The organism is Collimonas sp. OK607 (genome assembly GCF_900111995.1).
GTDB lineage: Bacteria > Pseudomonadota > Gammaproteobacteria > Burkholderiales > Burkholderiaceae_D > Collimonas.
In genome coordinates this window covers 139,275-164,852 of the sequence record NZ_FOKF01000001.1, presented here as the reverse complement: position 1 = coordinate 164,852, position 25,578 = coordinate 139,275, and the positions used below count along the sequence as shown (strand labels likewise).

Annotated in this window: 27 protein-coding genes; 7 read left to right on the top strand and 20 right to left on the bottom strand. The window is 55.2% G+C overall.

Annotated elements, in window-relative coordinates; all coding sequences use genetic code 11:
- Positions 1 to 86: 86 nt before the first annotated feature.
- The 6 genes from BM029_RS00810 to BM029_RS00785 all read right to left on the bottom strand — a co-directional run bounded on the left by BM029_RS00810 (position 87) and on the right by BM029_RS00785 (position 3,653).
- Positions 87 to 572: an adenosine-specific kinase gene (locus BM029_RS00810; protein ID WP_092431731.1), complete on the bottom strand. Its 486-nt coding sequence runs from the start codon at positions 570 to 572 to the stop codon at positions 87 to 89.
- A 13-nt stretch (positions 573 to 585) separates the two neighbouring features.
- Positions 586 to 1,056: an aminoacyl-tRNA deacylase gene (locus BM029_RS00805; protein WP_092415622.1), complete on the bottom strand. Its 471-nt coding sequence runs from the start codon at positions 1,054 to 1,056 to the stop codon at positions 586 to 588.
- A gap of 108 nt (positions 1,057 to 1,164) precedes the next feature.
- Positions 1,165 to 1,554 (bottom strand): hypothetical protein, encoded by a 390-nt coding sequence (locus BM029_RS00800; protein ID WP_092431730.1) that lies wholly within the window; start codon positions 1,552 to 1,554, stop codon positions 1,165 to 1,167.
- A 240-nt stretch (positions 1,555 to 1,794) separates the two neighbouring features.
- Positions 1,795 to 2,577, bottom strand: a complete 783-nt coding sequence (locus tag BM029_RS00795) for an anti-sigma factor family protein (RefSeq protein WP_092431729.1) — start codon at positions 2,575 to 2,577, stop codon at positions 1,795 to 1,797.
- 116 nt (positions 2,578 to 2,693) lie between these two features.
- Positions 2,694 to 3,215 (bottom strand): sigma-70 family RNA polymerase sigma factor, encoded by a 522-nt coding sequence (locus BM029_RS00790; protein ID WP_092431727.1) that lies wholly within the window; start codon positions 3,213 to 3,215, stop codon positions 2,694 to 2,696.
- Between the two features lie 75 nt (positions 3,216 to 3,290).
- The gene (locus BM029_RS00785; RefSeq protein WP_092431725.1) at positions 3,291 to 3,653 is read right to left on the bottom strand and encodes a COG4315 family predicted lipoprotein; all 363 of its coding nucleotides are present in this window, start codon (positions 3,651 to 3,653) and stop codon (positions 3,291 to 3,293) included.
- 273 nt (positions 3,654 to 3,926) lie between these two features.
- On the opposite strand from BM029_RS00785, the gene BM029_RS00780 reads away from it, so the two are divergent.
- The 5 genes from BM029_RS00780 (at position 3,927) to BM029_RS25815 (ending at position 9,100) form a co-directional block, all read left to right on the top strand.
- Positions 3,927 to 4,658: an ABC transporter ATP-binding protein gene (locus BM029_RS00780; RefSeq protein WP_092431724.1), complete on the top strand. Its 732-nt coding sequence runs from the start codon at positions 3,927 to 3,929 to the stop codon at positions 4,656 to 4,658.
- Between the two features lie 14 nt (positions 4,659 to 4,672).
- Positions 4,673 to 7,267, top strand: coding sequence for an ABC transporter permease (locus tag BM029_RS00775; protein ID WP_092431722.1), 2,595 nt, complete (start codon positions 4,673 to 4,675; stop codon positions 7,265 to 7,267).
- The gene (locus BM029_RS00770; RefSeq protein WP_092431721.1) at positions 7,267 to 8,379 is read left to right on the top strand and encodes a lipocalin-like domain-containing protein; all 1,113 of its coding nucleotides are present in this window, start codon (positions 7,267 to 7,269) and stop codon (positions 8,377 to 8,379) included. The genes BM029_RS00775 and BM029_RS00770 overlap by 1 nt, the downstream gene beginning before the upstream one ends.
- Before the next feature lie 152 nt (positions 8,380 to 8,531).
- Positions 8,532 to 8,900, top strand: coding sequence for a hypothetical protein (locus BM029_RS00765; protein ID WP_092431719.1), 369 nt, complete (start codon positions 8,532 to 8,534; stop codon positions 8,898 to 8,900).
- A gap of 47 nt (positions 8,901 to 8,947) precedes the next feature.
- Positions 8,948 to 9,100, top strand: coding sequence for a hypothetical protein (locus BM029_RS25815; RefSeq protein ID WP_170850939.1), 153 nt, complete (start codon positions 8,948 to 8,950; stop codon positions 9,098 to 9,100).
- A 65-nt stretch (positions 9,101 to 9,165) separates the two neighbouring features.
- Here BM029_RS25815 and BM029_RS00760 read toward each other — a convergent pair whose 3' ends face one another.
- The 5 genes from BM029_RS00760 to BM029_RS00740 form a co-directional block, all read right to left on the bottom strand.
- A complete protein-coding gene (locus BM029_RS00760; protein ID WP_092431716.1) occupies positions 9,166 to 9,780 on the bottom strand; it encodes a glutathione S-transferase in 615 nt (204 codons plus the stop codon).
- 112 nt (positions 9,781 to 9,892) lie between these two features.
- Positions 9,893 to 10,078, bottom strand: a complete 186-nt coding sequence (locus BM029_RS00755) for a hypothetical protein (RefSeq protein WP_092431714.1) — start codon at positions 10,076 to 10,078, stop codon at positions 9,893 to 9,895.
- Positions 10,079 to 10,503: 425 nt separating this feature from the next.
- On the bottom strand, positions 10,504 to 11,259 hold the full coding sequence (locus BM029_RS00750; RefSeq protein ID WP_092431712.1) for an anti-sigma factor family protein: 756 nt from the start codon (positions 11,257 to 11,259) through the stop codon (positions 10,504 to 10,506).
- Positions 11,256 to 11,804, bottom strand: a complete 549-nt coding sequence (locus tag BM029_RS00745) for a sigma-70 family RNA polymerase sigma factor (protein WP_092431711.1) — start codon at positions 11,802 to 11,804, stop codon at positions 11,256 to 11,258. Before BM029_RS00745 ends, BM029_RS00750 begins: the two co-directional genes overlap by 4 nt.
- A gap of 235 nt (positions 11,805 to 12,039) precedes the next feature.
- Positions 12,040 to 12,633: a YdeI/OmpD-associated family protein gene (locus BM029_RS00740; protein ID WP_092431709.1), complete on the bottom strand. Its 594-nt coding sequence runs from the start codon at positions 12,631 to 12,633 to the stop codon at positions 12,040 to 12,042.
- Between the two features lie 184 nt (positions 12,634 to 12,817).
- Here BM029_RS00740 and BM029_RS00735 point away from each other — a divergent pair, with 184 nt between their 5' ends.
- Both BM029_RS00735 and BM029_RS00730 read left to right on the top strand, forming a co-directional pair.
- Positions 12,818 to 13,234 carry a MarR family winged helix-turn-helix transcriptional regulator gene (locus BM029_RS00735; RefSeq protein ID WP_092431707.1) on the top strand — a complete coding sequence of 139 codons (417 nt, stop codon included), beginning with the start codon at positions 12,818 to 12,820 and terminating at the stop codon, positions 13,232 to 13,234.
- Between the two features lie 10 nt (positions 13,235 to 13,244).
- Positions 13,245 to 14,999: a chloride channel protein gene (locus tag BM029_RS00730; protein ID WP_092431705.1), complete on the top strand. Its 1,755-nt coding sequence runs from the start codon at positions 13,245 to 13,247 to the stop codon at positions 14,997 to 14,999.
- 47 nt (positions 15,000 to 15,046) lie between these two features.
- Here BM029_RS00730 and BM029_RS00725 read toward each other — a convergent pair whose 3' ends face one another.
- The 9 genes from BM029_RS00725 to BM029_RS00685 all read right to left on the bottom strand — a co-directional run bounded on the left by BM029_RS00725 (position 15,047) and on the right by BM029_RS00685 (position 25,521).
- The gene (locus tag BM029_RS00725) at positions 15,047 to 16,099 is read right to left on the bottom strand and encodes an acyltransferase family protein (RefSeq protein ID WP_092431703.1); all 1,053 of its coding nucleotides are present in this window, start codon (positions 16,097 to 16,099) and stop codon (positions 15,047 to 15,049) included.
- Between the two features lie 41 nt (positions 16,100 to 16,140).
- Complete coding sequence (locus BM029_RS00720; protein ID WP_092431701.1) at positions 16,141 to 17,085, bottom strand: DUF535 family protein; 945 nt, start codon at positions 17,083 to 17,085, stop codon at positions 16,141 to 16,143.
- Positions 17,086 to 17,114: 29 nt separating this feature from the next.
- The gene (locus BM029_RS00715; RefSeq protein WP_092431700.1) at positions 17,115 to 18,515 is read right to left on the bottom strand and encodes a phosphomannomutase/phosphoglucomutase; all 1,401 of its coding nucleotides are present in this window, start codon (positions 18,513 to 18,515) and stop codon (positions 17,115 to 17,117) included.
- Between the two features lie 55 nt (positions 18,516 to 18,570).
- A complete protein-coding gene (locus BM029_RS00710) occupies positions 18,571 to 20,001 on the bottom strand; it encodes a mannose-1-phosphate guanylyltransferase/mannose-6-phosphate isomerase (RefSeq protein ID WP_092431698.1) in 1,431 nt (476 codons plus the stop codon).
- A complete protein-coding gene (locus tag BM029_RS00705) occupies positions 19,998 to 21,155 on the bottom strand; it encodes a sugar phosphate nucleotidyltransferase (protein WP_092431696.1) in 1,158 nt (385 codons plus the stop codon). Before BM029_RS00705 ends, BM029_RS00710 begins: the two co-directional genes overlap by 4 nt.
- A gap of 98 nt (positions 21,156 to 21,253) precedes the next feature.
- Positions 21,254 to 22,000 (bottom strand): WecB/TagA/CpsF family glycosyltransferase, encoded by a 747-nt coding sequence (locus BM029_RS00700; protein ID WP_092431694.1) that lies wholly within the window; start codon positions 21,998 to 22,000, stop codon positions 21,254 to 21,256.
- A gap of 98 nt (positions 22,001 to 22,098) precedes the next feature.
- On the bottom strand, positions 22,099 to 23,580 hold the full coding sequence (locus tag BM029_RS00695; protein ID WP_092431692.1) for a lipopolysaccharide biosynthesis protein: 1,482 nt from the start codon (positions 23,578 to 23,580) through the stop codon (positions 22,099 to 22,101).
- Between the two features lie 52 nt (positions 23,581 to 23,632).
- Positions 23,633 to 24,469: a glycosyltransferase family 2 protein gene (locus BM029_RS00690; protein WP_244544841.1), complete on the bottom strand. Its 837-nt coding sequence runs from the start codon at positions 24,467 to 24,469 to the stop codon at positions 23,633 to 23,635.
- 80 nt (positions 24,470 to 24,549) lie between these two features.
- Positions 24,550 to 25,521: a glycoside hydrolase family 5 protein gene (locus tag BM029_RS00685; RefSeq protein WP_244544840.1), complete on the bottom strand. Its 972-nt coding sequence runs from the start codon at positions 25,519 to 25,521 to the stop codon at positions 24,550 to 24,552.
- Positions 25,522 to 25,578: the final 57 nt, after the last annotated feature.

Sequence of the window (25,578 nt, the reverse complement as noted above, 5' to 3'; positions counted from 1 at the left end):
TGGCGGTTTTTTACTTTTGCAATCCGCTCATGGCCGATACATAGCCGATACGATGGCTTGAATTGCGCACGCGACTGCTTGCGCGCTCACAGCTTATAACCGATTTGCCGCAACAGATCCTTACGCCATTTGATGTCGTCGTCGCCTTCGACGCCTTTAGCGATGAGACCATCCACCACACCCAGCACGGCGCGCCCCTGCCCGGTTTCAGCAAGAATTACTTCACTTGGATTGGCTGTTGCGCAAAAAATGCGGCATACCTCCGGCACCATTTTGACTGTGTTCAACACGTTAATCGGATAGAAGCCATCGCCAAGGAAAATGAAGAAGCAATGGCCTGCAGCAATCGCCTGCGCGTTCTTCCTGGCTAGTTCCACCATGGCCGGATCGGTACCCGACCAGCGCACCAGGCATTTACCGGAGGCTTCGCAAAAAGCCACGCCGAAACGGATGCCTGGCACCGCGGCCACCAAGGCTTCGTGGAGATCCTCCACGGTTTTGATGAAGTGGGCCTGGCCAAAGATGAAGTTCGTCGTTTCCGGCTTATCGATGGTTACCGTGATCAGTTGCATCTCGCACGTTGCCTTATATCCGATACGAGAACCTGCCTCTTTCAGCCTGGTCCATGAGATCGAGGAACTGTTCCCGACGCATCTGTATCAGCGCTTCGTGATCACCTGCCTCGAAGTAGATTTCCGGCTGATGCAGCAGGCTCTCATCAAGATAGGTTCGCAGGCCATAGGCAGTGCATACCGGATGCAGCGCCCCGATATCGCAATCCTTGAACAGTTCTCGCAATTCGTCTTCGTCGGCCAATACCAGGCGGCGCCCGGTCTGGTCCCATAGTTCTGACAATTGCAAGTGATAGGTTGAAGGAAGCACCGCTGCCACATAGCCTTGGGCGTCTTCCAGGACGATCGTCTTGGCCAGGCGATCACCCGGAATATGCGCTACCTCTGCGGTTTCGCTGCTGGCGTGGCTGTGCGGATGTTGCAAGATATTGTAGTGGCTGCCTTTGCTGCGCAGGCAGTTCTCCAGGGTAGTGGAAACTGACATGACAATCCTCCGCCGGAATGAGGTGGATCGAAACTATTGGGTGTTGTTTTCAATATAGTGGCAATCCGCCTCCCTGGGAAGGTCAATTCGCCAAGCTCGGCGATGCATTTAGCGATGTGTCATCCCGCCGCTACGCGACATGCTGTTTCTGGCAAAGCCTTGATGCTGCATCGAAGCATGGTCAAAGTGATGGTGATGATGGTCCCGGTCGACAAAGATTATCTGCGAACCGAAGCCGAACGGCCCCCAATACCAGGGATCGTAATAAGCGTAAGAATAACCGTAGTACTCGCGCTCGGTATTCTGCATCAATTGCCACGTATCGTCGCTTTGCTTACAGGCAATGCCACTCACAGGCTGCACCTGACCGTTAATTTCAGCCTGGGTTGTCACTTTCTGGCAAGCCGGTTTGGCGGCGTAGCCAGATGTGCCCTGGCTGCCGGTAGTACAGGCAGAAAGTGCCAGTACCAGTGCTATCAAAGGAATTTGGTTGTACATGATGTCGTCCTCAATGAAGGTCCGACGTAAGGACGCGCGCAAATTGGGCGCAAGGCAACATCGGTTGGCCTCACAGGTGGCTGCCGCCGCTGTGCACTACGCTGCGCACTATTTAACGACAGGATCACCTGTAACATGTAAACGAATAAGCGGGCCCCACTATTCCAGCACCATGTTTATTTTCGGACAGAGGGGGAATTTGGTCGCGCGCAGGATATCCATGGAAGCGCATGGAAACGGTTAGTGCCACGTCTCCGGATGCCCACCCAACGCGCTACACACATCAATCGCCATGGTGCGCAATTGCGCCACCGACGTCTGGCCGGACAGCGCATACCCCATACCCTGATTTACCCAGTAGAAGGTACTTCGCTTGCCGTCATGGAGCAGCCGGAACGCTGCGGTGTCTTTGGCTGTTGCCGTTACGTACAGGGTCAGCCGTTCGCCCTTGTCGTTCTGATACATGAACTGCGCCGCCGGACCTGTTTCACCAGGCAGCAAACGCCCGCCAACCAGCGTGTAGCCGTACTCCTGGAGCGACGGCGTTTTCAGAGGGCGATCGAGGCGTTTCGACAACCAGCTGATCAGATGCTCTTCTTCGGCCGCGGCAACTTCCACCGGATGGCGTTGCTCAGGTGCATAGACCGCGTAGGCAATGTCCGCCCGTTTGGCGAACGCCGGTTGTTCGCTGGAGAAATACGGCCGCAGCCAGCCGGCCGACAACCCGCACAGCAGCCCCGCAGCCAGCCAGCCGGCGGCTACTCCGGTAGTGCGCCACCACGGCGTCCGCCGCGGCAGGAAAATGCATCGAACGTCGTCTTGCGGCGTTGCAAACAAGGCTTTTAATGCTGCATTTTGTGCCCGGTAGTCGGCAACCCGCGCGCCATCCTGCGGATCGCTCGCCAGCCGTTCGATGATTGCCGCCCGTTCGGCGGCGGAAAGCTCGTTGTCGACCAACGCCGACAAGGCCTGCAAATGCGCCTGGTCCGGATCCGGCAACTTGGCGCTGTTATCGTCGTTCATGACCTGTATCTCGTTAATCGTCTCGCTACGTGAGTCGTTACCGGTTCATCATTACTCGTTATTATTGCTTGTTAATTATTGTTTGTTAATTATTGTTTGTTAATTACTGCTTATTATTACTGCTTGCTTTTCACTACCTTGAGCGGCGGCCGTTTGCTGCCCGGATCTTCCTTTAACAAAGAACGCATGCGTTCCCGAGCCCGTGACAAACGCGACATCACCGTGCCGACCGGAATACCCAATATGCCTGACACCTGCTGGTAGCTGAGCTCTTCCAGGCCGACCAGCAACAGCACCTCACGCTGATCGACCGGCAGGCTATACAGCGCGCGTTGCACGTCGGCCAGGAACAGTCCGTCGACTTCGTCTGCCGGCGCCGCCATCGTGCGCCAAGGTGCGCTTTCATCATCAACGGCAAATTCACGGCGCTTGCGCAACTGGTCGATATACAAATGCCTGAGAATCGTCAACAGCCACGCTCGCACATTACTTTCCGGCTGCAAGGTATGCCATCGATTCAGGGCACGCTCCGCCGTGTCCTGCACCAGGTCGTCAGCCCACGCGGCATCGCCTGTCAGTGCGCGGGCATAACGCCGCAGCACCGGCAGCCAGACCACCATGTCGGCTTCGAAACTCATAGGGGCGTACTCTGGCACCCAAGCAAAATGTCAATAACTGCTATTTTTCATAGCGCCGCGTCGTGTCGTGCGGCGTCAAGGTTTCGCCGTATGCCACATGCCACCCTTGCCATCGCCAGTGGTATCGCCGGCTTTCTTGTCCATGGCGAAACGGTAAAGCGGATGCCCCTTGTAGGCCCATTGCCGTTTGCCGTCAGCGCCCGTCACAAAACTCCAGTCGCCGGCAGCCTTGTCATAGGAATCCGCCTGTGCCGCCGGCCAGTTTGCGGCACAGCCGCCTTCACAGGCGCTCTTGCCGGGAACAGTGTCCTTGTCAAAGGTATACAGCGTCCGGCCAGCTTCATCGACAAGTATCCCATTGACGGTCTTTGGTGCTTCAGCCAAGGCTGGTAAGGCGAGAGTGGCGCAGCCGAGTAGCAGAAATAGGGTTTTTTTCATGATTTTTCCTTAGAATGATTGGTATAAAAAGTGGTGCGTGGTACCAGCGCCGGGAATGACGGCTGGGATAGCAGTTAAACGTCCGGCGCAACGGGTTTATTCCAACCTCCTGCAACTATTTGATACATTATTTTCATTCTGTTGACTATTAAGCTGAGGCAACAGCCAGTCCAGCCACAGGATCTCCGAAAACGGGTTACCCAGGCAATCCTGATCATCCCCCAAAATCCACTACACTGTTGGCAGTTAACCTATTCGAAAAAACAAGCCTGCATGCACGCCAACCTTGAAACCAGCCACACTGTCGATGCCGCTATCGACAACGGCATCGACAACGCTATCCCGGCGCTTCAATGCCATGGGCTACGCAAGTCTTACGGTCATGGCCGGGTGGTGCTGGCGCATCTCGACTTCACGCTGGCTGCTGGCGAATACGTCGCCATCATGGGCGATTCCGGCGTCGGCAAATCAACCCTGCTCAACCTGATTGCAGGGCTCGACAGTGCTAACAGCGGGTCGATACTGATCGACGGCGTCAACATGTCCAGCCTCAACGACGATGCCGCCACTCTCTTGCGTCGTCAAAAACTCGGCTTCATTTTCCAGGCTTTCCACGTATTGCCGCACCTGACCTTGCAGCAGAACGTCGCCCTGCCCTTGCTGCTTAACGGCGCGCCGCCGGAGCGTGCATCAGAATTGCTGGCCGCCGTCGGACTGGCCGGCCGCGGCAACGACTTTCCGCGCCAGCTGTCGGGCGGTGAAATGCAGCGGGTGGCGATTGCACGCGCCCTGGTGCATCGGCCCAAACTGATCCTTGCCGATGAGCCAACCGGCAACCTGGATCCAGATACCGCACATGAAGTGCTGGCGCTGCTGCGTCAGGAAATCAAGGCCAACGGCGCATCGGCCATCATGGTCACGCACTCTGCCGCCGCGGCCGCAAGTGCCGACCGGATCCTGATCATGAGCGCCGACGGCTTGCAACCGCTGGTCCAAAAATCCTGATTCCCGATCATGCGATGACATCGACCAGCACCGATACCGGAACCGATACCGGCACTCGCGCTGCCAAAACCGGCAATCCGGTCCGGACTCTGTCACGCTGGTTATTGCTAGGTGAATGGCGTGCGCATCCGGTACGCGCGCTGATAGCGATTGCCGCCATCGCTCTCGGAGTTGCGCTCGGCTATGCGGTCGATCTCATCAATGGCGCCGCTTTCAACGAATTTTCCGCCGCCACCAGAAGCTTGTCCGGCGAGTCCGATCTCCAGCTGCGCGGCGTACAAGGACTGTTCGACGATGCCTTGTATCCGCAACTCGCAAAAAGAAAGGGCGTGGCGGTTGCCAGCCCGGTACTCGAACTTAACGTGACCGTGCCGGACCAGACCAGCGCGCTGAAAGTGCTTGGCATAGATACCTTCCGCGCGGCCCACATCACACCTGACCTGATCGGCGTACCCGATCAGGAGAAGCCGTTCGACACGCTGGCCGACGACGCCATCTTCCTGTCGCCGGCTGCCCAGCAATGGCTGCAAGTACAACCCGGCCAAATGCTGGCCCTGCGTAATGGCACCGCCATCGTCAAGCTGCGAGTCGCCGGCGGTCTGGTGCGGGCACGGGCCGGACAACGGCTTGCCGTCATGGATATCGGCGCGGCGCAATGGCGCTTTGGACGCATCGGCCAGCTGTCGCGCATCGATCTGAAGCTACAGCCTGGCGTCAATCGAGAGCAATTCCGGCGCGCCCTCCAGGCTGAGTGGCCAATGCGCTTGCAAGTATCGGAAAGCCAGGACCAGGAAAGCCGCAACGACAACATGTCGCGCGCCTATCGCATCAATCTGAATGTGCTGGCGCTGGTGGCGCTGTTTACCGGCGCCTTCCTGGTGTTTTCGACCCAGGCGCTGTCAGTGATCCGGCGCCGCTCGCAGTTTGCGCTGCTGCGCGTGTTGGGATTGCGCCGCAGTCAGTTGTTACGCCAGGTGTTGCTGGAAGGCGGCTTGCTGGGTTGCGTGGGAGCGTTGCTCGGGTTAGCGTTGGGATATCTGTTGGCGGGCCTGGCCTTGCATTTTCTTGGCGGCGATCTGGGCGGCGGTTATTTCCGCGGTGTGCAGGCAAGTGTGCAATTCGATCTGCCGGCGGCATTGATTTTCTTTGCGCTCGGCAGCGGTATCGCCCTGCTCGGCAGCCTGGCGCCGGCATTGGAAGCGGCCCGGGCGCAACCGGCGGCGGCACTCAAATCCGGCAGCGAAGAGACTGCGTTGGCGCGGCTGGCAACACCCTGGCCGGCGTTGGCCTGCCTGCTGCTTGGAGCGCTGTTGACGCAAATGCCACCGCTATTCGACTTGCCTGTCTTCGGCTATATGGCAGTCGCACTATTGCTAATCGGCGGCATCACGCTGATGCCACGGGTGGCTTCGCTGGTGTTTTCGGCACTTCAAAGATTTAGCCTGGGACGCCGTAACGGCGTCATTACAACATTGGTGCTTGCGCGCCTTGCCAACGCTCCGGGACAGGCCTCGATTGCGCTCGGCGGCGTGCTGTCCAGCTTTAGCCTGATCGTGGCGATGGCGATCATGGTGACTAGTTTTCGTATATCGGTTGACGACTGGATGCAGCAGATATTATCGGCAGATCTGTATGTGCGCTCTGCCAGCAATGGCGAGACCGGCGCCATGCGCCCTGCCGAGCAGCGCTTGCTGACGGCCGTGCCAGGCGTGGCGCGCGCCGATTTCCTGCGTACTTCGACACTCACGCTAGACCCGGCGCGGCCACCGGTAGTATTGATCGCACGCGCTATCGACGCTGCCGATCCGGCGCGCACCTTGCCGATAATCGGCCCGCAATTGCCGGCCAGCGCGATTGCCACGGACAGCTTGCCGATCTGGGTCTCGGAAGCCATGGTCGACCTGTACGGCTACCATCTCGGCCAGCAAGTCACGCTGCCGCTGGCCGCACATTCCTATCGATTCACGGTAGCCGGCATCTGGCGCGATTATGCGCGGCAATCAGGGGCGATCCAGTTACGGCTGGCGGATTATCAGCGATTGAGCGGCGACACCGAGGTCACCGATGCTGCGCTGAGTTTACAGCGCGACGTCGATCCGGGTACGGTCATTACGGCGTTGCGCGCATTGCCATTCGGTGCGACGCTGGAATTTTCCCAGCCGGGAGAAATCCGCGCGCTCACCTTGACCATTTTCGACAGAAGTTTCGCCGTTACGTATCTGTTGGAAATCGTCGCCATCGTGATTGGCCTGTTTGGCGTGGCCGCCACCTTTTCGGCACAAACCCTGGCGCGCGCACGAGAGTTCGGCATGCTGCGCCATGTCGGCGTAACGCGCCGCCAGATCCTGTCCATGCTGGCATTGGAAGGCGGACTACTGACCGCGCTAGGCATGCTGGTTGGCTTTCTGCTCGGTTGGACCATCAGCCTGATCCTGGTATTCATCGTCAATCCGCAATCGTTTCACTGGACCATGGAACTGCACATGCCATGGCTGGGACTGGCGCTGGTGGCGTTGTTGCTGCTGCTTTCAGCCGGTGCGACGGCCTTGCTGGCAGGTTCACGGGCCGTCTCCGTCGATGTGCTGCATTCTGTACGGGAGGACTGGTAATGTTGTCAGGATTTCGCCGCGGGCTGCTGTGCGCCTTGCTGCTATTGTCCTCGCCGCCGCAATTTGCCGCGCCGCCGCACTTTGCACAAGTCACTCCCGGGCATCCGCTCACGCTGCCGCAAGACAGCGGCGCACATCCCGACTTTCGTACTGAATGGTGGTACGTCACCGGCTGGCTGAACACGCCGGATGGCAAGCCTATCGGTTTCCAGATCACTTTTTTCCGCTCCGCCACAGAACATGATCGCGCCAACCCGAGCGCCTTCGCGCCGACGCAACTGATCATCGCCCATGCGGCGCTGTCCGATCCCGGCGTGGGTAAGCTTCTGCACGCACAAAAGAGCGCGCGCGCCGGCTTCGGCCTGGCTTACGCCAAAGAAGGCAACACCGATGTCGCACTGGACGACTGGCGCCTGCTGCGCGGCGCCGACGGCCGTTATCAGGCCAGCATCGCTACCGGTGAATTTACCTTGCAGCTCAGTTTGACGCCTGGCCAGCCACCGTTGCTGCAAGGCGATCAAGGCTATTCACGCAAAGGGCCGCAAGCGGCGCAAGCCAGCTACTACTATAGCGAACCGCAATTGCAGGTCAGCGGCAAACTGACCCGCGCCGGCCGCGAGCAAGACGTCAGCGGCAATGCCTGGCTCGATCACGAATGGTCGACCAGCGTGCTGGACGCCGATGCGACGGGTTGGGACTGGCTCGGCGCCAACCTGGATGACGGCTCAGCCTTGATGGCGTTTCAGATTCGCAATCGTAGCGGCGACAAGATATGGGCGCATGCTGCCTTGCGCGATGCCAGCGGCAAGGTCACCCAGTTTCCTCCCGAACAGGTCAGCTTCCAGCCTGAACGTCATTGGCGTTCGCCGCGTACCGATGCCAGCTATCCGGTGCAGCAAGCGCTGCATACCGGGGTAAATGCGGGCTCCGGCACAGGTGCCGGCGCCATCGTCTGGTCGCTGGTGCCCTTGCAAGACGACCAGGAACTCGATTCGCGGTTATCGACCGGATCGGTATATTGGGAAGGTGCGGTAACAGTCAATCGCGACGGCCGGCGCGCCGGTCACGGTTATCTCGAGTTGACGGGTTATCTCAAGGCGTTGAAATTCTGAAGAACGCGACCGCAAGCTTTCGTTTAGCTTGTAGTTTCTATTTTTCCCCACACGGGCTAAACTTGAAGCCGCGCTAACGCTCTCCAAAAAGATGATACATTTGACACACTGACATCACAGTCCGGATTGATGCATTTTTAATTGGGAGACGCATGAAAGGTCCATCGCTACTTCTCACCGCCACCGTTGCAGCCACTCTCCTCGCCGGCTGCGTTGCACAACCGACTGTGCGCAGTTATACACCCCCGCCACGCAGCTCAGCGCCGGCGCCGGTATCGCTATCAGAATCATTGAGCCCGTCGGAGCAGATTGTCGAGATGCCGCAACACCCCTCCGCCCGCAAAAATGGAGAATTGTCCGACACAGTGGAACGGATGGCGAAAAGGAACGCGTGCACTCCGGCCGGCAGCGCAACACTGATTGCGAAGACCACCGCCGCCGAAACTTATCAGGTCAGTTGCCAGGACGGCCAGCAACAGCTGTACAAATGCGAGCTGCGGCAATGCCGGCTGATGAATTGAAATTCGAATAAAAACCCGAATCAATACCCAATCCAAGGGCGGCTTTCATGAAAACAGCACTAGGTATACTTGCCTTGATTTCGTTGCTGAGCGGCTGTGCATATCCGGGGTTTAAATGCGACGACCCCGATGTCCGTCCGTCCTGGTGCGACGATACCGGCGCCGCACACAGCAAGAGTGGCGCAGCACATTCGCAATAAACAACAAGCAACACACACAATAGATGCCGCCGGACTCCACGTGCAGCCCGGCAGACTCCTATTTCTTATAACGGCGGTGCGGCGATGAACTCCGCCAGCTGCTCAGCCCGTTCAGAGAACGACTGCAGCGTTGGATAGTCGGCCGCGAGGACGATTTCCGGCAACATCATCCGCGTGAATTGCCAGGCCACCGCAGTAGTCACACCGGCCTGGTTAATCGTCTTGCTGGCGACATCCAATGGCCTGTTACGCAGTTCGAGCTCCAGCGCCTGGTAGGCAGCATAGAGCTGACCCTGGACGCGCGTGACCCACGGCTCGTGCTGCTTTTCTGCAGGCCGCAAGTTGCGTTCATAGACAATCTGCACAGTTTTTTCGCATGCTGCCAGTGCCAGTCCGATAACCCGTAGTGCATGCTGGCGCTCGCCGATTGCGGCCGGCATCAGACTCTTGCCAGGCGCCGCCAGCGCTTCCGCGTAATCCAGGATAAGCGTTGAATCCATCAACAGCTCGCCGTCGTCGCACACCAGCGACGGCGCCTTGACTACCGGATTGATTTCCCGAAATTGTTCGAATGTGCTGAACACGGAGATGGAACGGTGTTCGAACGAAATCCCAAGCAATTGCAAGGAAATCGAGACGCGGCGGACATAAGGTGAGTCAAGCATGCCGATGAGCTGCATAGGTTCTCCGGTTGAATTTATCGAAGCAAAATCCTAGCACAGAACGACATCGTACCGGTGTTGACGCAGTCCATCCGTGCATCAACAACCGTAGCAGCGAAAATTCGCCAAATCAGGCTTCCTGCACCTCACGCTTAGCAGGAGTCGAATAAATATCAATGCACTTGAATGCATCTGCATAGTGTTTCGGATCGCCGCCTGCTTCCAGGCGTTTCTTGAATTCTGCTGCCTCGGCAGTGCTGTCGAATTCGTAAGCCAGTCCTTTAAAAATGACGGTACCCTCATTCAGCCTGACCATTACTATCTCCTTATAGCTTGATGTTGGAAGAAAAGGCCGCCCAGACACTGCTGACAGTGACGGCGTGCCGTTTCTTGCAAGGGAAAACAGCGGCAAAGCGATGCGTTGGAAAACAGAATATCCTCGGCTCTGCCGCTAGAGCGGCACACCGTACAGGCGGCTCGCCTCTTTTCCTTGATAGTACGCTTTTGGTAATTCTTATTGAACTGTCAAAAATGGCAGTTACTTGCCTATTCCTGCATATGTATGCGTAAACAGGACCGATCCATCTGGACAGGTAAGCAAGGTCCCATGAATTACTGCCATTCCGAACCTATTCACTTTCGTCTACGAACGGGCATCTGTCAAACAAGAAAATGTTATTAGTTTGTTGGCGCCCATCAAAAAAATGTAACGTACTCTTAAGATGCTGCGATTAAGGTAACTTATTGACGTACCGTGGAGCGCACCATTCCCGCGAAATTTTCCAGTTCATTCGCTGCCAGATCAGATACGGTCCAGTAATTCATGCCATCCCAGGTCCAGCGCACGATATGGTAGCCTTGCCTGTTTTGCAACTGTGGCGCCACATCCCTGTCGTTACTCGGCCAAATATACAAATTGATAGGATGTTGGGCGTGCCGGTAAATCAACGCGGCCACCGGCCGGCCGCCGAGATAATCGAGGCGGCCGCCGATCAGCGGAAAGCCGCGGGATGCCAGATCGACCACAGGCGGAGAAAAATTCAGCTTGCCGTTGAACCAGGGTTTCACCGTGTGCTGGTCAGTTGAGGCCACATCCGAGAGATGATCGACCTGCAGTGAGCGAACATGGCTGGCAACCACTTCCTCAGTCAGTTTATCCTGGTCCGACGGCAGGTTGAGATACAAGCCGATGCTCCATGCCAGCGCCAGTCCGGCCGCCATGGCAGCACCGAGATTGAGCCAGTTGATACGCCATGGTTTGGCGCGCGGCGGGTCTTGCGGCAAGGCGGCGCTGATGCGCTGCGCCAGATGTGGCGGGGCATCGAAATAGTCCGCCTCCTTCTTGAAGCGTGCACTGACGATGCGCTGGGCGGTATATTCGCGCTGACAATCGGCACAGCTATCAAGATGACGCTGCACCTCCAGTGCCTCGCCAATGCCGAGCTCCTGATCGCCATAAGCCGGCAACAGCTCCAGTACTTCCTGATGATCCATCATGCCTCCTGCCTGGCTGGCGCAAGAATTGTCGCCAGCAATTTACGGCCGCGCCCCAGGCGCGACATTACCGTGCCGATCGGAATACCGACGATGGCGGCGATCTGCTTATAAGATAGCTCTTCCAGCTCACGCATCACCATCACCTCGCGAAATTCCAGCGGCAACGCTTGCAGCGCCTGCCGTAGCTGGCGCTCGCTGTCTTTCTGCATCAGCAGCGTCTCGGGATTGTTGTCTGCGGCCGCCATGTCGAGCCCGTCGCCGGTTTGAAAAATCTGCACATCCTCGTCGAACGCGGTTTGCTGCGGCTGTTTCTGCTGCTCCTGGTACCAGGTGTAGAAAGTATTGCGCACGATGGTCAGCAGCCAGGCGCGACTGTCGTCGCCATGAAAACCGTCGAAGAATTTAAAAGCGCGCAAATAAGCTTCCTGCACCACGTCTTCCGCATCCTGACGGCTGCGCGTGAGCCAGCACGCCAGGTTGAACGCGGAGTTCAAGTGCGGCAGTACACTGGCTTGGAACCGCTGTTTTTTTGTCGAATCGATCATCCAGGCATTTCCAGGGTTCATGAAGCACAAGACCGCAGATATGAAAAATTTATTCCCCGAACGAGGATTCAGACAGAGGTTTTAAACGGAAAGTTCAGGCGGGAATTAATCACAGGGTACACCGGTATAGGGTTTTGTCGATCAGGTGATCGCAATAACTATGGAGATGCCATGGACAACATCAACAGGCGGCACAGTTATCGTTACCTGACATCAGGTATAACGGAAAAACAAATCACGGATGAAATTTCTCGTGCCGTTCCAGCATACTGGTGTAGTCCTGGATGCGCCTGGCACGCGTTTCCGCTTTTTTCGCTGTTTGAATCCTGAACAAAACAGCGTAACGATTGCTGCTGCTGAGCGTGGAAAAAAACGCCTGCGCGCGCGGGCTGGCGTCCAACGCCGCCTGGAAATCTGCCGGTACGGACGACGTGCTGGCCGAGTCATAGGCAGCGTCCCAACGGCCGTCGTTCCGGGCGCGCTCCACCTCCTTGAACCCGGATGGCATCATCCGACCGCTTTCGATCAGCGCCAAGGCTTTGTCGCGATTGATCCTGGACCAGATGCTCCTGGCTGAACGCGGCGTAAATTTCTGCAGCCAGAAATCGTCATCGTCGCTCTTTTTCTGGCCATCTATCCATCCGTAGCACAACGCCGACTCCACTGCTTCGGGATACGAAACCGAAGCCCGATCCGAGTACTTCTTCGCCAGCCGCAGCCAGACGCCGGGCGACTTGTCATGGTTCTTTTTCAGCCATGCGGCCCAGTCCTTTTGCTGATCGAAAAGCTGTATCGGCAGCTCCGCAACCTTGCTTCGATCTGAATTCATCTGCTTTTCCCCACGCCGACGGAAGTTGCATTTTATTACTATTTTGCAGATCTTCCCGGGTGCACCGGCGCTAGAAACTGGCTCAGGCCATTTGGATCAAATCATACTTTAGTGAATTTATATCGTATTGTGATATATTTACAGGCCTCAAGAATTCCATTCCCCCCTAAAACCCGAGCATAAGATGCCATCCTCATCCCTGTCCAAGCAAGATTTTGAAGCGCTATCGACATTTCGCTACCAACTCCGAAAATTCCTGCGCTTCAGTGAAGACGCGGCCCAAAGCGAAGGTGTTACACCTCAGCAATACCTGCTGTTGCTGCACGTAAAAGGCACTCCCGGCCGTGACTGGGCCAGCGTCGGCGAGCTGGCCGAACGCCTGCAGTCGCAGCATCACAGTGTGGTTGCGCTGATCTCGCGTTGCGAAAAACTCGAATTGGTCGAACGCTGCAACAGTGAGATCGACCGCCGCCAGGTCAACATCCATCTACTGCCCGCGGGCGAACGCTGCCTGGCCAAGCTGGCGGAATTGCACCATGCAGAACTGAATACTCTTACCGATATCTTCCGCGTGCCGAATATAAATACCTTCAATACTTGAGAGTTCCATCATGTCCTCCAACCATCATTCGCACAAACGCGACTTCGCGGCCGATACGCGCCTGCTCAAGATTTCACTGATTGCAGTGGTCATCGGCGGCTTCGGCACGCTGGCGGCATTTGCACTGCTGAACCTGATCCGGCTGTTCACCAATCTGTTCTTCTATCAAACGCTGTCTTTCGTTACGCGTTCACCCGCAGATAATCATCTGGGCCCCTGGGTCATCTTGCTGCCGGTAGCGGGCGGCCTGATTGTCGGCCTGATTGCACGTTTCGGCTCAGAGAAAATCCGCGGCCACGGGATTCCGGAAGCGATCGAAGCTATCCTGTTCGGCAAAAGTAAAATGTCGGCCAAGGTCGCCATCCTCAAACCGCTGTCTTCAGGCATCGTGATCGGCAGCGGCGGCCCGTTTGGTGCAGAAGGCCCGATCATCATGACCGGCGGCGCAATCGGCTCGCTGATCGCCCAGCATTTTCACCTGACCGGAGCCGAACGCAAGACCTTGCTGGTGGCCGGCGCCGCAGCCGGCATGACCGCGGTGTTCGGCACACCTGTAGCGGCTGTGTTGCTGGCGGTAGAACTGCTGCTGTTCGAATTGCGGCCGCGCAGCCTGCTGCCAGTCATCGTTGCCTGCGCAGTGGCCGGATTCACCCGCCCATTGTTACTGGATACCGGCCCGCTGTTCCCGTTACAGACATCGGAAATCGGCATTAGCGCCCTGTTCTCCTGCGTCATCGCCGGGATTCTGGGCGGCGCCTTATCGGCATTGATGTCGACTGCCTTATACAAGGTTGAGGACCTGTTCGGCAAACTGCCGGTCCATTGGATGTGGTGGCCGGCGCTGGGGGGCATCGCAGTGGGCATAGGCGGGTATTTTGAGCCGCGTGCGCTCGGTGTCGGTTACGACGTCATCGGCGATCTGCTCAATGGCAACCTGGCCTTGCAACTGGCGCTGAGCCTGCTGCTGGTCAAAGCCGTGATCTGGGTCATTGCACTCGGCTCCGGCACTTCCGGCGGTGTCCTCGCGCCGTTGCTGATTATCGGCGCGGGTCTCGGCACCGTGCTGGCGCCGTGGCTGCCTGGCGGCGATGCACATTTGTGGCCCTTGGTATGCATGGCGGCGGTGTTGGCCGGCGTACTAGGCGCACCGCTTACCGCTGCCGTCTTCGCCTTCGGACTGACCCACGACACCAACGCCTTGCTGCCGCTACTGCTCACCACCGGCGTCGCTTACGGCTTTACCGTCTTGACCATGCGGCGCTCGATCATGACCGAAAAAATCGCCCGTCGCGGTTATCACATCTATCGCGAATACGGTGTCGATCCGCTGGAACGGCAGCATGTGGATGAAGTGATGACGCATGCTGTAGCCGCGATCCCGGCCAGCCTCACTATCGCGGAAACCCTGGAGCGCTATTTCGGCGCGGGGCAAGTGCATCGCAGCTATCCGGTAGTCGACATCGAACAAGGTTTGATAGGCATGGTCGAACGCAGCAGCTTCGGTCCGCAAGCCGATGGCAGCAATACCTTGACGACATTGTTCAATCCAACCTACATCGAACAGTCTGCCGCCCTGGTTGCGCTACCGTCCGAAACCTGCCGCATCGCCGCAGCCCGCATGGCCACGCATCACCTGGAGCGGCTGCCGGTGGTAAGCGATTTGCATAGCCGCCGTCTGATCGGCATCATCAGCCGCAGCGACCTGATCAAACCGTCGCGGCTGTTTTTTGATGAAGAGCAAAAGCGCGAGCGGTTGTTGAGCTAAAAAGCCGAAAACAACGGATTGTCGCGGCAAGTGGGGCTGCGACATTCTTATGGCGAACGTCTGGTGTTTGCAACGGGCAAACGGCGTAAAAAAAATACGAACGGAACACAAAACATTATCGCTAGAACGCTGCTGACGACGCTCCATTCGATGCCATAGGCGTAGTCGCCAGGAATCGCATGCAAAGAAACCATGACGCCACGTATCAGGCTCAGGAAAATGAAATGCACCGGGAAAATTGTCAGGGTGTTTTTCGATATCCATGCGCTTATTCTCGACACGGGAAATAACGCGGAAAACGCAAATGTGGAGATAATTCCCAGCAAGGCGGTTAGCATATACAGCGCCGGCCATCTGCCGAAATGCATGTTGGCGAAATCGACCTTGCCGTTGAGTCCCTCTGCATAAACAAGCAGCGCAACCGCAATAATAAAAATGACGAACAGATAGCCTGGCTTTATATTGCTAAAGAAATTCTTCTCGCGGACATACTGTCCAATGGCATAGAACGATAGCGCTACCCACATGCTGTCCAGGCTCAAGGGTAGCCTGAAGGGCGAATCCTTCCAGAATAGTGTAATGACAAAAGCAAGGGCTCCGAAGATACAGGTCGCCGCAGTCAATGTCAGGAACTTGCGTGAGGCATGATAGGTTATCGCCGTCATGATCAGGCACGGAAAAAACCAGAGTGGGGGATCAACAAAAAGATCCGACTCCAACCCCGTGAACAAGCCGAGGATGGGTGAATACCATGCTTGACCGGCAGTCAGCAAAGCCTTCGCGCCGATGTTACGCGTAGCGAGCCAGTACAGAAAAGCGAGCAGGAAAAACAGAACATAAGGGATGGCCAAGGTTTGCAATACCTTTTTAGCATTGCGGAAAATCGGCACATCCAGTTTGCTTGACTTGATCAGGAATCCGGATATGAAGAAAAACAATGGCACGTGAAAACTGAATATCAGCCTCACAATATAGTCAGGTAGTCCCCTGCTGTGACCGAGAACAACCAGGACCATGCCGATGGCCTTGGCGTTGTCGACAAAATCGTAGCGGTCAAATGAACCCTGGTTGCGCGGTGAAGGATGAGAATAGATCGACAAAAATGGGGCCTTTATTTAGTGAGCAGAAACAGCGCTTCTTCTCATGTACTTGAGGCTGAACAAGGGACGGGGTCGTTGACAAGATATCGTTCAATCGAGCATGCCACCTTATCTCTGATTTCATTTTTAAAAGCACGCTTTTTCTGCGTCCTTTTACGATGGCGGGTATGAATTAAATCCAGCGGGCTTTCTATGTATGGCAGCGGAATTTTATAAAAACTCTTGTGCGGGACAAGATCACCATATTTCCCAAAAAATTCATCATAGGAAAAATAAAATTTTTCACTCTGCGAAATTTGGCTTTTGGTGGCAATACCCACTATCGTCTTGATACCGAGAGCCAGCCCCACTCCATTCATTGCAGCCATCAACAGCTGGGCGGGCTGGATGTCATGGCAATTTTTTGTAGCCTGCCGAATTCCCTCGAAACCGTTTATTCCCTGGACACTGGATATACACATCACATGTTCGTCCGGAAGTTGAAATAAGCCGCCATCGGCTATTACAAATATCACGCGATAAATACTCACCAGATCGCATTTGAAGATCAGGCATAAATCTCCTTCATGGTCGACCGTGTGCGGAAAATCCATCACTATTTCAAATGAAATCCCTTCGACATATTGGCTCCAAAGCAGAACAGGTGAACGTGAAATATTCTCTAAAAAATCAATTCTGAAATTATTTTGCAAGTAGGAATAATGTGAAATCAGGATTAATAGACCGGTTCTTGCAGAAATATTGAAAGAGATATAGTTTCTCAAGTATTTGTAAGTCAACTCCGGTTTGCTAACGATCAATTGCTTCGTTTGCGGGTGACTAAGGATACGGATGAATTTAAGATGCTGTCTAATGTTTAACATGAGCAGCAATCCTCGATGCCATGTCTTCAGTTTCAGCATCGATCCTCTCATCACGATATTCCGGGTGATTCTTGATGTATTGGCCCAAAAAAATTTTAATGGCACTTTTGATATAGAGGACATGAGAATCTCCGTTTTGAATTTTTATTTGTCTAGCCAGACATTTGAAAAGGCAGAACCGCATCCGACTTTGCAGCCAGAATCACACGTTTGAACTCTGCCTGTATGCGCGCCAAAGCAGCTTCCGTCTCAGCTTCGAAACGCATCACCACAACCGGTGTCGTATTTGATGAGCGCGCCAGTCCGAATCCATCTGTGTATTCAACACGCAGGCCGTCGATCTTGATGATTTCCTCAGCGTCTGGAAATTTTGCCTCCTCCTGCAGCTTCTCTATCAACGTGAAATTCTCACCTTCGAGTAGCTGCAGTTGCAACTCGGGCGTACTGATTGATTGCGGTAATGCGTTCAGCACCGCAGAAGGATCAATTTCGCGGCTCAGCAGCTCCAGCAATCGGACACCTGCATACAAGCCATCGTCAAAGCCGTACCAGCGATCCTTGAAGAAAACGTGGCCGCTCATCTCACCACCAAGCGGCGCTCCCGTCTCACGCATCTTGGCCTTCACCAGTGAATGTCCGGTCTTCCACATCAATGGCTGACCGCCATGCGTGGCAATCCACTGTGCGAGATGGCGCGTGCATTTGACGTCGTATAAAATATCCTGGCCCGGATGACGCGTCAGTACGTCTGCGGCAAACAACATCAATTGACGGTCCGGATAAATTATCTGGCCGTCTTTGGTGACTACCCCGAGACGGTCGCCATCGCCGTCGAAAGCCAGGCCAAGTTCCGCGTCGCCGGTTTGCAGAGCATGAATCACATCTTGCAGATTTTCCGGATGGGCCGGATCGGGATGATGGTTGGGGAACGTCCCGTCCACCTCACAAAACAACTCTTGCACTTCGCACCCGAGTGCGCGATACAAATCGCCGGCAAAGGCGCCCGCGACGCCATTGCCACTGTCCACTACGATTTTCATGGGACGCGCCAATTTGACGTCGCTCAGGATGCGTTGGAGATAAGCGTTCTTGATGTCGTGAGTGCGGTAGTTCCCTGGTTCCGCCAATGCTTGCCTGGTAGTGGTGGCATTGACGATCTGCTGATACAACGCCTGTATCGTCTCGCCATGAATCGCTTCGCCAGCCAGCACCATTTTGAAACCGTTGTAATCAGGCGGATTATGGCTGCCGGTTACCATCACACCGGACTGGGCGCCAAGAATATGGGTAGCAAAATAGACCATCGGCGTGACGACCATTCCCAAATCAATCACATCCACGCCGGCTTTTTGTAACCCGGCTGCCAGCGCCGCGCTCAATTCAGGGCCTGACAAGCGTCCATCGCGGCCGATGACGATCGTATTTTCACCTTTTGCGCGGGCCGCAATGCCGAAAGCCAGACCGATTTTTTTTGCGATACAGGCATCCAGGGTTTTACCGACAATGCCGCGGATATCATAGGCTTTGAATATCGATTTTTGGAGTGGGAGCATAGTTTTTATGTAAGTGAGAAATAAAAATATCGAGACGTTTCAACTGCGCTTGTATTCAACTGCGCTTGTATATATCGTCGAAGCGAACGATGTCGTCCTCTCCCAGATAACCGCCGGATTGCACTTCGATCAAATGCAATGGCATTTTTCCGGGATTTTCCAGGCGATGCTTGACACCGATCGGTATGTAGGTGGACTCATTCTCGGTAAGCAGTTTTTCTTCATCGCCGCGAGTAATCAGCGCGGTCCCGGTCACTACCACCCAATGTTCGGCACGGTGATGATGCATCTGAAGGGACAGTTTCCCTCCGGGCTTAACGGTAATGCGCTTGACCTGGAACCGGTCGCCGGCATCGATGCCCTCATAATTGCCCCATGGGCGATATACCTGCATATGGTTCATGTGCTCGGTACGACTATTTTTCTTAAGGTCTTCGACAATTTTCTTGACGCCCTGCACCTGGTCTTTGTGCACCACCAATACCGCATCCTTGGTTTCCACCACCACCAGGTCCTGGACGCCGATCACCGCGACGAAGCGATTCTCTGCTCGAATCATCGAATTCTGAACGTCGTCCGTGTACACGTCTCCACGTAACACATTCTGCTCGGAGTCCCCCTCTGCCTCCTTCAGTACATCCCAAAGCGCGGACCAGGAACCGACGTCGCTCCAGCCCATTTCCGCCGGCACCACTACCGCGTGGCGCGTGTGCTCCATCACTGCGTAGTCGATCGACTCCGATGGGCAAACGGCATAGGAAGCTTCGTTCAAGCGGCAAAAATCGAGATCGTGGTAAGCGCCGTCGAACGATTTTTGACAGCTATCTGCAATCGCAGGGCGATATTCCTGTAATTCTTCAAGGTAGCGTGCCGCCTTGAATAGAAACATCCCGCTATTCCAGCTATAGGCCTTATCTGCAACGAAAACCTCGGCGGTAGCGCGATCAGGCTTTTCGACAAATTTTTCGACGGCATAACAGCCCTCGCTACCTTGCATGGCGGTTTTACCTCTGCGAATATATCCATAGCCGGTTTCAGGGCCTGACGGCACGATGCCGAATGTCACGAGCGCGCCGTTTTCGGCCGCTGGCATCGCGCGCTGAACCGCCGCATGGAACGCCTCTACATCGCCAATTACGTGGTCGGCCGGCAGCACCAGCATTACTGCGTCCTGATCCTGTTTCAGCAGATAGTGCGCCGCCACCGCAACCGTTGGCGCGGTGTTCTTACTTTCCGGCTCCAGCAGAATATCGAGTGGAAGAACGCCGATTGCACGCATTTGTTCAGCCACCAAAAAACGGTGCTCATTGCCGCACGTTAGCAGCGGCGGCATCAACTCCGGCCACTCCGACAGGCGCAGCAGCGCCTCTTGCAGCATCGAGCGATCCGAACATAGCGGCAGCAGTTGCTTCGGCAACGCCTCGCGTGACAGCGGCCACAACCGCGTTCCGGAACCTCCGGCGAGGATGACGGGATATATATTCATAGGTTACTCACTGACAAAGATGTTGCGTTTTCGACGTCTCTTTCCGGCAACCGGTCACGTGCGTCGCCCCAGTCGTAATCACCACCCGCTTCCGGCAGTTTGCGCATGTTTCCCGCACGGTCGACGCTATATTCCTTGACTACAATGACTTCATCCAGATGCGAGTTGTCGAGTATGCGGGTGTATTCAAACAGCACACTGCGCACCACTTCGGCGCCGGAACATATGTGACTGCCATGGCCGATCCAGGTCGGACCGACGATCTTGCAACCGGCCTCGATCTTGCATCCGGACCCGATATAGACCGGGCCTTCGATGGTCGTTCCTTCCCAATCTATGCTGGTGTTGAGGCCGGCCCACAGACCGTCGGCAATTTGCGTTCCGGGCACTTCCAGTTGCGCCACCTCGCCCTGCAATACGCTTTGCAGCACACTCCAGAAATCGGTCACGGTGCCGATATCGATCCAGTTGAAAAAACGCTGCTGCGCATAAAACGGCATACCCTTTTGCGCCATCAGCGGGAACAGCTCGGAACCGATATCGAACACGGTATTAGCTGGAATAAGATCGATGACTTCAGGTTCGAAGATATAAATCCCGGTGCTTGCAAAATTGGATAATGCATCTTTCTGGTTTGGCTTTTCCTGGAACGACTGCACGCGTCCATCCTTATCCGTCACCACTACACCGTAGTTGTTCACCTTATCCCATGGCACTTCCTTGGTAATGACGCTGGCCAACGCCCCTTTCTGCTTGTGCTCGAACAGCGCAGAGGTAAGATCGAGGTCGATCAAGGCGTCACCGCATATCACGATGGTGGTTTCGTCGAAGAAGTTGGCAAACTCCTGGATTTTCTTGATGCCGCCGGCAGAGCCAAGGGGCTCCGGCACTACTTCGCCACTGTCATCGACATAACCTTCGAAGGAATAGCCGATCTGCACGCCGAACTGGTTTCCATCACCGAAATATTCTTCTATTTTCTGATGCAGGTAACTGACATTCACCATGATGTCGCGCACACCGTAGCTGGCGAGATATTCGACCAGATAAGCCATTACCGGCTTGCCCAGAATCGGAATCATCGGTTTGGGAAGATCGTAAGTTAATGGTTGAACACGAGTGCCCTTACCGGCAGCTAAAATCATTGCTTTCATGTTTCCTACCTCACTAAATTGCATTAAAAAATAAGATCCGGCGTTTCTGGCTGCCATCAACTACTATCGAACTGCCAGCAAACGCCTAACCACTCACTTCAAGTCTGTCGACTTCCTTCGCGATATTTGCGACACAAAATCAGGAATGTCATGATGTCGACGGTATAGCGACGCAGTAGCCGGCGTGGTTCAAGACACAGCCGATATAGCCATTCGAGCCGGGTGCGTTGCACCAGGCGCGGCGCGCGCGGCTTGTAGCCGCCCCAAAAATCGAACAGGGCGCCAACGCCGATAACTACATTTGCATTCAGGGCCTGGCGGTTGGCGAGAATCCATTCCTCTTGAATCGGGTTGCCAAGCGCCACCAGAACAACTTCTGCCTGCGAGTTATTGATCGAGTCAATCAGTGTTGCCCGGTTGTTTGCCATACCCGCATAGCCGTCGCAGCTGCCAACCACTATCTGGTTCAATTTCTGACTGACATGATCTATTGATTTTTTGAGTATCTCCGGCTTGCCACCCAACATGAACACGCGCATCGGTGTCCTCGCAGCGGAAAATAATTGCGGCACGAAATCTGTGCCATTTAAATTTTCCTTGAATACTTCGCGGCGGAAAAGATACGCCGCGATGTCCATGCCAACGCCGTCATTGACAATCGTCACCGACTCCTTGTAGAGCTTGTCAAGCAGATAGCGGCATTGGACAATGAAATTGGTATTGGCGAAAAGCAGCGTCGCTTTTTTACCCGCCCGTACTGTGCGCAACAAATATCTGCTCAACGCCGGCGACGTCGTTGTAACAACTGAAAAACCCGCGATCGAAATGATCTTTTCTGGTCTCATGGACAGCTCCTTCTTAACAACAATACCTAAATAAAGTATGAAATAGCCTTGGTCGGCGTATCTTCGAAATCTGGCAAACGTGCAACCGATACAACCATCTAGCGCATGAAAAATCGACGTAGCCGAATCACCGAAAGCGACACCTCGTGCCAGGAACCGTTGACCGCTCTGATATGCCAGCCCGTGATAACCACCATCAGCGGATACAGCAGACACGCAATAAAAGCCGCTCCTCCAACCAAGACCACATTGGTGAAGTGCTGCTGCATCAACAACAGGTAAGCACCTAAACCAAACATTAATATGATGCTTCCCACCAAAGGCGGCGCCAGTGCGTACCAGGTCATGCGCAAACTCAAACCGAGCTCTCGGCTCAGCAGCAATTGCGATACCGGAAATACCAGCAGGTAAGCGGCGCAGAATGACAAGCTCATGCCCAGCAGGCCGAAACGGTAGAAAACTGCGGCCAGGCAGGTAGCGAGCGTCAATTGCGTGATCCCCAGCAGCACAGGGACACGATTTTTCCCCAAGGCGAAAAACAAATAGTCATTCAGTTGCACAATCGACGAGATCAGATATAGCAGCGCCAAGGCACCTACCGTAGACGCCGCCGGCAACCATTTTTCGCCGAAAACCGTGACCACCAAAGGTGTCGCCAGCACAGCCTGGAAACACAGCAAGGGGGCAACGCAAAACAGCGTAATGCCGAGAATTTTCAAATAGCCGCGACGCAGTGCGGCCAGATCCATCCCGGCGTCGGAGAACACCGGGAGTGCGACTTTGTGCATCGAACTGGAGATGACCAGATATACAGACGATGTCACCCGTTTTGCCAGGTTGTACAGGCCGGTGGCATACGGGCCCAGAAAAATCCCCACCAGCAGGGAATCGCCGTTGGCGTTGGCAAATCCGAGTATGCCGGTCAGCCCTACTTGTCGGATATCATTCCAATATTTACGCGTCAGCGCGCCATCAAGCACCATGCTCGGAAGCCAACGACTCTGTACCACAACCAGCACCAATGCCAGGCCGGATGCTGTCACCTGTTGCACCACCAAAGACATCGCCCCCCAGCCGCTCGCGGCAAGCGCGATACCGGTAGCGCCGCCTATCGTTACTGAAAAAATAGAGCGGATTGCAAGCTGGCGAAACATCATGTTGCGCACAAGTCGTGCCTCGTAAGCGCGCACCAGACCGAAAAACAGAATCGAGACGCTCATCCCTTGCAGTACTGTTTTGAGCTCCGGCGCTCGAAACAGCGACGACACAAAACCAGCCGAAAGAAACATCAACCCGGTGAGTAGCAAGCCGACCGCCGTGCAACACGTAAACACCCATGAATAAAGTCTGTCGTTTGGTATGGCGGTGCGCACGATCGGCATGGCAATCGCGTCGAATACCACCAGGCGGGTAAACAAAATGAACAGATGCGCAATAGTCAGCAAGCCAAATGCATCTGGCGTCAGAAAGTGTGCCAGAACCGCAAAGACGGCGAACGACAGTATTTGCTGCGCAAGGTTATCCACGATCGACCAGATCGATCCCGATGCCAAGCCGCCGCTAGCGCTTTTCTGATTCATCTTGCTCCTATTTTTGTAAAAAATTCAGGCACGGTTACTCGCTCCCGCTGCCCTAACCGCGCCAACCGTGCATGCGCGCCAATACGCTGACGTATTTGAATCGCGCCTTCGGAAAATCACCTTTCGCCATAGCCAATAAAATTCCTGCGCAAGTGCGCAGGCAAGTGGCCGGGAAGTACCAGAGTGGATAGTCGTTGATCCGCATCACATGGCCGATTCCGGTTTCATATTTTTTCTGTCGGTTGCAGGCGCCGTCATCGAAATCGATGGTCTTGACCGGGTGATGCAAGGTCAAGTCGACCAGAAATTTCAATTTGAAACCATGCTGCAGACTGCGCAACAGATAATCAGTCCCCTCCGCTGCCCCCCAGACCGTGCCGGCTCCAACCCCAAGCAATTCGTTGAAATTCCCCACCGCATCGACCACGCGGCGACGCAAAAAAATACTGAATTCAATTGCACCGCGCCAAACGTTATAGCGATTCAACAACGCGCTGCTTTCCAGCCAGCGCCCCTCGGTGCGACCGTCGCCATCGGTAAAACGTCCGGTGAGCCCATCCAGTTCCGGATGCCTGTTCAATTCTGTGGCGACTTTTTGCAGCAAACCCGCCGGATACCAGCAGTCGTCGTCAGGAAAGGAAATCACATCTCCATCTGCCAATCCAAGGCCGACATTACGTGCACGGGACACGCCATGCGCAGCCGAGCGCACATGCTGAATCGCAAATTTCTCGCGATACGATGTCAACATCGCCACTAATCTGTCGTCTTTGTTTTGATCGACCACGATCAATTCGAAGTTTCGATAGTCCTGCGCATCCAGCGATGCCAAAAGCCGGGACACTTCGTCAGAGCGCCCTACCGTAGCTAATATCAGTGAAAATTTCATTTAAATTCCTTTGCTCTTCTTGCACCTCGGATGCATCGACAAAATGTCAACCTGCACTCCGCCGCGCCCTGCTTTGAATCTCACTGCAAAATGTAATTTTTCAAAATTGCCGTTTGCGGTTTATCGCCGTTGTCATCCGGCTGGATACTGAACGGATAAGTCCCCAGCCACTGGCCGGTGGACCAGTAAGTCCAGCCGCCCCAGGCAGGGCTACCTTTCATTCCCTCCATGATTGCCGTCAATGCCTTTAAACACGGATCGTTGACAGCTACACCGAACTCACCGAGAAACAAGCGCTGGCGCGTCGAGTTGGCCCATACCGTCATGTTTGCCATGATCGCGCTCAGGCGGGCAGGATCGACGCAGCTGTTGGAGGTTCCGGAAGAATCCGCGTCCGCATACTGATGCACTTCGATCATGTAATTGTTTGCAGGATCGCGAAACGACCGGAATGCATCGGCATTCGACACGCCGTTATCTTTCGCATCCCAGGAATGCGCACCGCTCCAGCCACCGCCAGGAACCATGATCAAATGCTTCGAGCCACGCTTACGCAAGGTGTTAACCGTCTCCTGCGCCGTTGACGCCCAAGCCGCCACCGACATTTTTGCGGGTTCATTCATCAAATCGAACGCGGTGTTGGCCGGATCCTTGAACGCTGTCAGCAAGCGCACCCACAAATCGATGAAAGCGGCACGCGGCACTCCGGACGAACCGATAGGATTGCCACGGTACTGGCCAAAATTGTGAACATCCAGAACGATGCAAACTCCCAGCGATTGGGCGGATGCGACGCTGTCCTTTATCCTTTGCAATTCTCCCTGATCAAGCGCACCGAATAATTGCGGCTGTATCCGTTCCCACAAGAACGGCAGGCGAAATGTATTCATTCCAAGCGATTGGAAATGGCGCATGTCAGCCAGGTCGGGATAAACGTAATCCTTAAAGACCGTCCCTGGCAATTTATCCGCGGCAAACTCGGCGCCGCTCAGATTCACGCCAACCATGCGTTTGCCATCCAGGCAATTTGCCGCGGCCAGATTGCAAATCAAGAAACATCCGATAGCCGCCGCAATGGCCACCGTCCGGCGCCAGATTCCAGGAATCCG

Bases quoted from the DNA above. Each gene is read 5' to 3' on its own strand.
- BM029_RS00810 (WP_092431731.1), bottom strand. From the start codon at position 572: ATGCAACTGATCACGGTAACCATCGATAAGCCGGAAACGACGAACTTC.
- BM029_RS00805 (WP_092415622.1), bottom strand. From the start codon at position 1,056: ATGTCAGTTTCCACTACCCTGGAGAACTGCCTGCGCAGCAAAGGCAGC.
- BM029_RS00800 (WP_092431730.1), bottom strand. From the start codon at position 1,554: ATGTACAACCAAATTCCTTTGATAGCACTGGTACTGGCACTTTCTGCC.
- BM029_RS00795 (WP_092431729.1), bottom strand. From the start codon at position 2,577: ATGAACGACGATAACAGCGCCAAGTTGCCGGATCCGGACCAGGCGCAT.
- BM029_RS00790 (WP_092431727.1), bottom strand. From the start codon at position 3,215: ATGAGTTTCGAAGCCGACATGGTGGTCTGGCTGCCGGTGCTGCGGCGT.
- BM029_RS00785 (WP_092431725.1), bottom strand. From the start codon at position 3,653: ATGAAAAAAACCCTATTTCTGCTACTCGGCTGCGCCACTCTCGCCTTA.
- BM029_RS00780 (WP_092431724.1), top strand. From the start codon at position 3,927: ATGCACGCCAACCTTGAAACCAGCCACACTGTCGATGCCGCTATCGAC.
- BM029_RS00775 (WP_092431722.1), top strand. From the start codon at position 4,673: ATGACATCGACCAGCACCGATACCGGAACCGATACCGGCACTCGCGCT.
- BM029_RS00770 (WP_092431721.1), top strand. From the start codon at position 7,267: ATGTTGTCAGGATTTCGCCGCGGGCTGCTGTGCGCCTTGCTGCTATTG.
- BM029_RS00765 (WP_092431719.1), top strand. From the start codon at position 8,532: ATGAAAGGTCCATCGCTACTTCTCACCGCCACCGTTGCAGCCACTCTC.
- BM029_RS25815 (WP_170850939.1), top strand. From the start codon at position 8,948: ATGAAAACAGCACTAGGTATACTTGCCTTGATTTCGTTGCTGAGCGGC.
- BM029_RS00760 (WP_092431716.1), bottom strand. From the start codon at position 9,780: ATGCAGCTCATCGGCATGCTTGACTCACCTTATGTCCGCCGCGTCTCG.
- BM029_RS00755 (WP_092431714.1), bottom strand. From the start codon at position 10,078: ATGGTCAGGCTGAATGAGGGTACCGTCATTTTTAAAGGACTGGCTTAC.
- BM029_RS00750 (WP_092431712.1), bottom strand. From the start codon at position 11,259: ATGATGGATCATCAGGAAGTACTGGAGCTGTTGCCGGCTTATGGCGAT.
- BM029_RS00745 (WP_092431711.1), bottom strand. From the start codon at position 11,804: ATGATCGATTCGACAAAAAAACAGCGGTTCCAAGCCAGTGTACTGCCG.
- BM029_RS00740 (WP_092431709.1), bottom strand. From the start codon at position 12,633: ATGAATTCAGATCGAAGCAAGGTTGCGGAGCTGCCGATACAGCTTTTC.
- BM029_RS00735 (WP_092431707.1), top strand. From the start codon at position 12,818: ATGCCATCCTCATCCCTGTCCAAGCAAGATTTTGAAGCGCTATCGACA.
- BM029_RS00730 (WP_092431705.1), top strand. From the start codon at position 13,245: ATGTCCTCCAACCATCATTCGCACAAACGCGACTTCGCGGCCGATACG.
- BM029_RS00720 (WP_092431701.1), bottom strand. From the start codon at position 17,085: ATGTCCTCTATATCAAAAGTGCCATTAAAATTTTTTTGGGCCAATACA.
- BM029_RS00715 (WP_092431700.1), bottom strand. From the start codon at position 18,515: ATGCTCCCACTCCAAAAATCGATATTCAAAGCCTATGATATCCGCGGC.
- BM029_RS00710 (WP_092431698.1), bottom strand. From the start codon at position 20,001: ATGAATATATATCCCGTCATCCTCGCCGGAGGTTCCGGAACGCGGTTG.
- BM029_RS00705 (WP_092431696.1), bottom strand. From the start codon at position 21,155: ATGAAAGCAATGATTTTAGCTGCCGGTAAGGGCACTCGTGTTCAACCA.
- BM029_RS00700 (WP_092431694.1), bottom strand. From the start codon at position 22,000: ATGAGACCAGAAAAGATCATTTCGATCGCGGGTTTTTCAGTTGTTACA.
- BM029_RS00695 (WP_092431692.1), bottom strand. From the start codon at position 23,580: ATGAATCAGAAAAGCGCTAGCGGCGGCTTGGCATCGGGATCGATCTGG.
- BM029_RS00690 (WP_244544841.1), bottom strand. From the start codon at position 24,469: ATGAAATTTTCACTGATATTAGCTACGGTAGGGCGCTCTGACGAAGTG.